9 protein-coding genes and 1 pseudogene are annotated in these 6,768 nt (G+C 63.9%); all 10 read right to left on the reverse strand.

Translation table 11 applies throughout. The features are described from left to right. Positions 1 to 423 (reverse strand): annotated as a pseudogene (locus EOA38_RS23835) (S1C family serine protease); the annotation flags it as partial. Positions 424 to 613: 190 nt separating this feature from the next. Continuing rightward, positions 614 to 1,045 (reverse strand): 50S ribosomal protein L17, encoded by a 432-nt coding sequence (gene rplQ, locus EOA38_RS23840; RefSeq protein ID WP_127222374.1) that lies wholly within the window; start codon positions 1,043 to 1,045, stop codon positions 614 to 616. A gap of 104 nt (positions 1,046 to 1,149) precedes the next feature. Continuing rightward, positions 1,150 to 2,160 carry a DNA-directed RNA polymerase subunit alpha gene (locus EOA38_RS23845; RefSeq protein ID WP_126094101.1) on the reverse strand — a complete coding sequence of 337 codons (1,011 nt, stop codon included), beginning with the start codon at positions 2,158 to 2,160 and terminating at the stop codon, positions 1,150 to 1,152. Between the two features lie 98 nt (positions 2,161 to 2,258). Next, positions 2,259 to 2,648 carry a 30S ribosomal protein S11 gene (gene rpsK / locus EOA38_RS23850; RefSeq protein ID WP_006205444.1) on the reverse strand — a complete coding sequence of 130 codons (390 nt, stop codon included), beginning with the start codon at positions 2,646 to 2,648 and terminating at the stop codon, positions 2,259 to 2,261. A gap of 126 nt (positions 2,649 to 2,774) precedes the next feature. Further along, entirely contained in the window at positions 2,775 to 3,143 is a 369-nt protein-coding gene (gene rpsM, locus EOA38_RS23855; protein ID WP_027170351.1) for a 30S ribosomal protein S13, read from the reverse strand. A gap of 207 nt (positions 3,144 to 3,350) precedes the next feature. Then, positions 3,351 to 3,941: an adenylate kinase gene (locus EOA38_RS23860; protein ID WP_126094102.1), complete on the reverse strand. Its 591-nt coding sequence runs from the start codon at positions 3,939 to 3,941 to the stop codon at positions 3,351 to 3,353. Further along, positions 3,938 to 5,278, reverse strand: a complete 1,341-nt coding sequence (gene secY, locus EOA38_RS23865) for a preprotein translocase subunit SecY (protein ID WP_127300384.1) — start codon at positions 5,276 to 5,278, stop codon at positions 3,938 to 3,940. The genes EOA38_RS23860 and secY overlap by 4 nt, the downstream gene beginning before the upstream one ends. Before the next feature lie 191 nt (positions 5,279 to 5,469). After that, a complete protein-coding gene (gene rplO, locus EOA38_RS23870; RefSeq protein ID WP_126094104.1) occupies positions 5,470 to 5,943 on the reverse strand; it encodes a 50S ribosomal protein L15 in 474 nt (157 codons plus the stop codon). A gap of 22 nt (positions 5,944 to 5,965) precedes the next feature. Beyond that, the gene (rpmD, locus tag EOA38_RS23875) at positions 5,966 to 6,163 is read right to left on the reverse strand and encodes a 50S ribosomal protein L30 (protein ID WP_027170355.1); all 198 of its coding nucleotides are present in this window, start codon (positions 6,161 to 6,163) and stop codon (positions 5,966 to 5,968) included. A gap of 25 nt (positions 6,164 to 6,188) precedes the next feature. Further along, the gene (gene rpsE / locus EOA38_RS23880) at positions 6,189 to 6,758 is read right to left on the reverse strand and encodes a 30S ribosomal protein S5 (protein WP_095807478.1); all 570 of its coding nucleotides are present in this window, start codon (positions 6,756 to 6,758) and stop codon (positions 6,189 to 6,191) included. Between the last annotated feature and the right edge of the window lie 10 nt (positions 6,759 to 6,768).

Here is a 6,768-nt window from a genome sequence, read left to right on the forward strand (position 1 = left end):
CTTGATGACATGGTAGTTGGTGACGATGACGCCGCTCGGATCGACCAGCACGCCGGAGCCCAGCGAGGACTGCGCACGCGGCTGGGCGCGGCCGAAGAACTCCTCGAAGAAGGGATCGCCCTCGAAGGGCGAGGTCACCTTGGCGGTCTGCGAGGCGTAGACATTGACCACGGCAGGCGCCGTCTGCTTGACCAGCGGCGCGAAGGAAAGCTGCACCTCCTCGCGGCCGAACGGCACGCGCTTGTCAGGGCCCGAGGTGGCGTTCTCGCCTTCGACGCCATGCAGCAGATCGGTCAGCACGTCGGAGAGGCCGGGGTCTGCCGGCTTGGCGGCGTCCTCGGCCGATGCCTGTCTGACGGCCGGCGCCCCGGCGAAAGCGGCAAGCGCGCAAACTGCAATGAGAAACAGCCGTTTGAGGTGCATTCCGAATCCTCCAGATCAGGCGCCATTGTCCCGACGATTGTGCAGAATGAAAGGCCAATGCACGGAAATCAGGCGCTTGTCGCGCAAAAGCATGAGCCTGCGTGCGAAAATCCGCCCGCTCCCGGGCTCAGCCTCCAAAATGCAAAAGGGGCCCGCAGGCCCCTCGCATTCAATTTCGAAAGCCGAGACCTCAGGCGGCCGCGGCTTCCTCGTTGCCGCCTTCGGCCTCGAGGCGGGCGCGGTCGGCTGCGCCCTTGGCCGAGGTGTCGCGGGCGACGAACTCGATCACCGCCATCGCGGCGTTGTCGCCCTTGCGGAAGCCCGCCTTCATGATGCGCAGATAGCCACCGTTGCGCTGCGCGTAACGCGGCGCAATCGTCTCGAATAGGCGCTTCACGACCGGCTCGTTGCCGATCTGGGCGATGACCTGACGACGGGCGTGCAGGTCGCCGCGCTTGCCGAGCGTCACCAGCTTCTCGACGATCGGACGCAGGTCCTTCGCCTTCGGCAGGGTGGTGACGATCTGCTCGTGCTCGATCAGCGACACGGCGAGGTTGGCGAACATCGACTTGCGGTGGCTTACGCTGCGGGCGAAGCGACGGCCTTTGAAACCGTGGCGCATGGCTCTTTTCCTTCTTCAGTTGTTCAAGAGGCCACGGCCTCTGATGGTTTTCCGCATGACCGTCGGATCGAGCGGCTCGCGCCGCCGATCCTTGGAATTCATGCTCAATATTGGTCTTCGTAACGCTTGGCGAGGTCTTCGATGTTTTCCGGCGGCCAGTCCGGCACTTCCATGCCGAGGTGCAGGCCCATCGCTGCCAGCACTTCCTTGATCTCGTTCAGCGACTTGCGGCCGAAGTTCGGGGTGCGCAGCATCTCGGCTTCGGTCTTCTGGATCAGGTCGCCGATATAGACGATGTTGTCGTTCTTCAGGCAGTTGGCCGAACGCACCGAGAGTTCCAGCTCGTCGACCTTCTTGAGCAGCGCCGGGTTGAAGGCGAGCTCGGTGACGGCCTCGGCGGCGACTTCCTTCTGCGGCTCGTCGAAGTTGACGAACAGGGCGAGCTGATCCTGCAGGATGCGGGCGGCGAAAGCCACCGCGTCCTCGCCCGAGATCGAACCGTCGGTCTCGATCGTCATGGTCAGCTTGTCATAGTCGAGAACCTGGCCCTCGCGGGTGTTCTCGACCTTGTAGGAGACCTTCTTGACCGGCGAATAGAGGCTGTCGACCGGGATCAGGCCGATCGGCGCGTCCTCGGCGCGGTTGCGCTCGGCCGGCACGTAGCCCTTGCCGGTGTCGACGGTGAACTCCATGCGGATCTCGGCGCCCTCGTCCAGCGTGCAAATGACGTGGTCGGGGTTGAGGATCTCGACGTCGCCCACGGTCTGGATGTCGCCGGCGAGCACGGCGCCCGGGCCCTGCTTGCGCACGACCATGCGCTTGGGACCATCGCCTTCCATGCGGATGGCGATTTCCTTGATGTTGAGCACGATGTCGGTCACGTCCTCGCGCACGCCGGCGATGGACGAGAATTCATGCAGCACGCCGTCGATCTGCACGGCGGTAACGGCCGCGCCCCGCAGCGAAGACAGAAGCACGCGCCGCAGCGCGTTGCCGAGGGTGAGGCCGAAGCCGCGTTCGAGCGGCTCTGCCACCAGCGTGGTCAGCGTCTTCTTCTTCGACGAGAACTCGATCTTGTTCGGCTTGATCAGTTCCTGCCAGTTTTTCTGGATCATTGTGTCTTCCTTCCTTTGACCCGCCACCATCCAATCGTGGCGGGCAGCCTGGAAATCCGCGCAGCAGCGCCTCGGCGCTCACGCGGTGTTCAAAAATATTAGACGCGGCGCTTCTTACGCGGGCGGCAGCCATTGTGCGGGATCGGCGTCACATCACGGATCGAGGTGATGGTGAAGCCGGCCGCCTGCAGGGCGCGCAGCGCCGATTCGCGACCGGAGCCGGGTCCGCAGACCTCGACCTCAAGCATGCGCATGCCGTGTTCCTGGGCCTTCTTGGCGACGTCCTCGGCAGCCATCTGGGCGGCGAACGGGGTCGACTTGCGCGAACCCTTGAAGCCCTGGGCGCCGGCCGACGACCAGGCAATCGAATTGCCCTGCGCGTCGGTGATAGTGATCATCGTATTGTTGAAGGTCGAATTGACGTGGGCAACGCCCGACGAGATGTTCTTGCGTTCGCGGCGGCGAACACGAGCGGCTTCCTTGGCCATGGTAGTCCTTTCAGTTGATCTCTACACCGCCGTAACGCCAGCGGCTCCACCTTTAGAAGCGAGTAGTGAATAGGGAATAGCGAATAGAGTCCCCTACTCGCTAATGGCTACTCGCTATTCGCTCAATTACTTCTTCTTGCCGGCGATCGCCTTGGCCGGGCCCTTGCGGGTGCGCGCATTGGTGTGCGTGCGCTGGCCGCGGACTGGCAGCGAGCGGCGGTGACGCAGGCCGCGGTAGCAGCCGAGGTCCATGAGCCGCTTGATGTTCATCGAGACTTCGCGGCGCAGGTCGCCTTCGACCTGATAGTCGCGGTCGATCGTCTCGCGGATCTGCAGCACTTCCGCGTCGGTCAGCTGGTTGACGCGGCGGTCCGCCGGGATGCCGACCTTGTCGACGATCTCCTGGGCAAACTTCTTGCCGATGCCGTGAATGTACTGAAGCGCGATGACGACGCGCTTGTTGGTCGGAATGTTGACGCCGGCTATACGAGCCATTTGTTCTCATCTCCATGTGGGCCGGACGTGCCGGCGCTATCTAAGTTGCCCCGCGTCCGGTGGAGGCCGGCCCTTGCGGGAGTTTCCTGGTTCAAAACGACTGCCCTGCCCTTGCGGGCAAGCAAAGTCCATGCCTGACAGGAAGACGGGCCGCCATACCCCAACGGCTCCCTCCAGTCAAGCGCAATCTTTGCTTGTCGGAACGACCTACCTCGCCGTCGCCGCGAGCACCTTCTCGATCTCCGCGGTCACCCCGTCGATACTGGCCATGCCATCGACGGTCTTCAGCCTGCCTTTGGCGTAATAATAGCCGGTCAGCGGCGCCGTCTTCTTGTAATATTCCCGCAGGCGCTCCTCGAACACAGCCGGGTTGTCGTCCTTGCGTACAGGCTGGCCTGCGGCCTGGGCATCCTCAGCGCGCTTGACGATGCGTCCCACCAGCGCCTTGTCGTCGACGACGAGCTCGATGACACAGTCCAGCGCAATATTGCGCTCCGAAAGCATAGCCTCCACGGCATCGGCCTGTATCAGCGTGCGCGGATATCCGTCGAGGATGAAGCCTCTGGCGCAATCGGGCTGGTCGATCCGTTCGGCGACGATCGCGTTGACGATCGCATCCGACACCAGCTCGCCGGCATCCATTACAGCCTTGGCACGCTTGCCGACCTCGGTTCCGGCCTGGACGGCGGCACGCAGCATGTCACCCGTCGAAAGCTGGGGTATGCCATGTTTGTCTACCAGTCTCTGTGCTTGCGTCCCCTTGCCCGCTCCTGGCGGCCCAAGCAATATCAGCCTCATCTGCTCCTCTTACCCCCACGCAACTTCGACTTCTTGATCAGGCCCTCATACTGGTGCGCGATCAGGTGACCCTGAATCTGCGCCACCGTGTCGAGCGTGACACTGACCACGATCAGAAGCGATGTGCCACCGAGGTAGAAAGGTACGCCAGTCGCTGAAATCAGGAACTCGGGCAGCAGACACACCAGCACCAGGTAGACGGCGCCGATGACGGTGATACGCGTCAGAACATAGTCGATATATTCGGCGGTGCGCTCGCCCGGCCGGTAGCCCGGGATGAAGCCGGAATGCTTCTTGAGCTGGTCGGCCGTGTCCTTCGGGTTGAAGACGATCGCCGTGTAGAAGAAGGCGAAGAAGATGATCATCGCCGCGTAGAACACCATGTAGAGCGGTTGGCCGTGGCCGAGGGAGGCCAGAATCGTGCTCGCCCAGGCCGGCAGGTTCGTCGTCTGCGAGAAGCCAGCGACCGTTGCCGGCAGAAGCAGCAGCGAGGAGGCGAAGATCGGCGGGATGACGCCCGAGGTGTTGAGCTTCAGCGGCAGGGGCGAGGTGTCGCCCTGGAACATGCGGGTGCCGACCTGACGCTTCGGATACTGGATGAGCAGGCGCCGCTGGGCGCGCTCGAAGAAGACGATGACACCGATGACGACGACCGCGAGCACGATGATCGCGAGAATGAGGCCGGTGGACAGCGCGCCGGTGCGGCCGAGTTCCAGCGTGCCGGAGATGGCGCGCGGCAGGCCGGCGACGATGCCCGAGAAGATGATCAGCGAAATGCCGTTGCCGATGCCACGGGCGGTGATCTGCTCGCCGAGCCACATCAGGAACATGGTGCCGCCGACGAGCGTGACAACCGTCGAGATGCGGAAGAACATGCCGGGATCGTTGACGATGCCATTGCCGCCCTCGAGGCCGATCGAAATGCCGTAGGCCTGCACCAGAGCGAGCAGCACCGTGCCGTAGCGCGTGTACTGGTTGATGATCTTGCGGCCCTGCTCGCCCTCCTTCTTCAGCGCTTCCAGCGACGGGATGACCGAGGTCATGAGCTGCATGATGATGGAGGCGGAGATGTAGGGCATGATGCCCAGCGCGAAGATCGCCATGCGCTGCACGGCGCCGCCGGCAAACATGTTGAACATGCCGAGCACGCCCTTGCTTTGCGAGGAGAAGGCCTGCGCGAAAGCGTCGGGATTGATGCCGGGAAGCGGGATGTAGGTGCCGAGGCGGTAGACGAGCAGCGCGCCGATGGTGAACCAGATGCGCTTCTTCAGATCCTCGGCCTTGGCGAAGGCCGCAAAATTCAGATTGGAGGCTAGTTGTTCAGCAGCCGAAGCCATGCCTGATTCTCCGCTAGGTCACGCTCGATGCCCGCAGCTCAGGCGGTGCGTGTCACCGAAGCTCACGAGATAAGCTCCGGACCGTAAACATGCAAGCGGCCGCGTTGACGCGGCCGCCTAATTGACTAGATCGAAGCGCGCTTCGCCGGCAAAAACGAAGTCATTCCCGCCGGCCGTGCTTCAAATCGCCGTTACTCGGCGGCGGCCGCTTCCGGCAGCTTCACCGAACCGCCGGCCTTCTCGATCTTCTCGATCGCCGCCTTGGAGGCACCGGCGACGTCGAAGCTGAGCTTGGCCTTGAGCTCGCCGTCGGAGAGAACGCGCACGCCGTCCTTGGCGCGGCGGATGACGCCGGCGGCAATCAGGGCCTCGGCCGTCACGGTCGCCTTGGCATCGAGCTTCTTGGCATCGACAGCAGCCTGGATGCGGGCGAGCGACACGACGGTGAAGCTCTTGCCGAACAGGTTGTTGAAGCCGCGCTTCGGCAGGCGACGGTAGAGCGGCATCTGGCCGCCCTCGAAGCCGTTGATGGCGACGCCGGAGCGCGCCTTCTGGCCCTTGACGCCGCGACCGGCGGTCTTGCCCGAGCCGGAGCCGATGCCGCGACCGAGGCGCTTCCTGGAATGCGTGGCGCCGTCCTTGTCACGCAGATCGTTGAGTTTCATCTTCGTTCTCCTGCGCTTCCGTTCAGGCCTCGTCCACGACGCGGACGAGGTGCTGGACGGCGGCGATCATGCCGCGCACGGAAGGGGTATCTTCCAGCGTGCGCCGCTTGTGCATCTTGTTGAGGCCGAGGCCGACCAGCGTCGCGCGCTGCTCCTTCGGCCGGCGGATCGGCGAACCGATCTGCTCGACGGTAATGGTCTTGGTAGCTTTCTTGGCCATGGTCTAAATCCCTGGTCAGCGTCGACTATTCTTCGGTCGCAACGGCGGTGCCGCGGCGAGCCTGAAGGGTCGAATACTTGATGCCGCGCGCGGCAGCCACATCCTTCGGATGCATCTGGCTCTTCAGCGCGTCGAAGGTGGCGCGAACCATGTTGTAGGGGTTCGACGAACCCATCGACTTGGCGACCACGTCATGCATGCCGAGCGTCTCGAAGACGGCGCGCATTGGGCCACCCGCGATGATGCCGGTACCCTGCTTGGCGGCGCGCAGCAGAACGCGTCCGGCGCCCCAGCGGCCCTCGACGTCGTGATGCAGCGTGCGGCCCGAGCGCAGCGGCACGAAAATCATGTCGCGCTTGGCCGACTCGGTCGCCTTGCGGATCGCCTCCGGCACTTCGCGCGCCTTGCCGTGGCCGAAGCCGACGCGGCCCTTCTGGTCGCCGACGACGACGAGAGCGGCAAAGCCGAAGCGACGGCCGCCCTTCACCACCTTGGCGACGCGGTTGATGTGGACGAGCTTGTCCACCATACCGTCGTCGCGCTCTTCGCGCTCACGCTCGCGGCCGCGGCCGCCTTCCCTACGTTCCTGTGCCATGTCCTAGTCC

Source organism: Mesorhizobium sp. M1E.F.Ca.ET.041.01.1.1, assembly GCF_003997355.1.
GTDB lineage: Bacteria > Pseudomonadota > Alphaproteobacteria > Rhizobiales > Rhizobiaceae > Mesorhizobium.